Annotated in this window: 2 tRNA genes; both read left to right on the forward strand. The window is 49.7% G+C overall.

The features are described from left to right. Positions 1-65 precede the first annotated feature (65 nt). Positions 66-157: transfer RNA gene (locus FC30_RS07325), tRNA-Ser, on the forward strand. Positions 158-169: 12 nt separating this feature from the next. Next, a tRNA-Glu gene (locus FC30_RS07330) sits at positions 170-241 on the forward strand. Positions 242-298 lie beyond the last annotated feature (57 nt).

The raw sequence follows: 298 nt of genomic DNA on the forward strand, positions 1-298 counted from the left end.
TAGAGCACCTGACTGTTAATCAGGCTGTCGACGGTTCGAGTCCGCCTGCCGGAGTTAATTTTAATGGAGAGTTGTCCGAGTTGGCCGAAGGAGCATGATTGGAAATCATGTAAACGGGTACTAACCTGTTTCAAGGGTTCGAATCCCTTACTCTCCGTTTTAAAATTATGGCCCGTTGGTCAAGTGGTTAAGACACCGCCCTTTCACGGCGGTAACATGGGTTCAAATCCCGTACGGGTCACTTATGGAGGATTAGCTCAGTTGGGAGAGCGTCTGCCTTACAAGCAGAGGGTCACAG

The organism is Ligilactobacillus animalis KCTC 3501 = DSM 20602 (genome assembly GCF_001434535.1).
GTDB lineage: Bacteria > Bacillota > Bacilli > Lactobacillales > Lactobacillaceae > Ligilactobacillus > Ligilactobacillus animalis.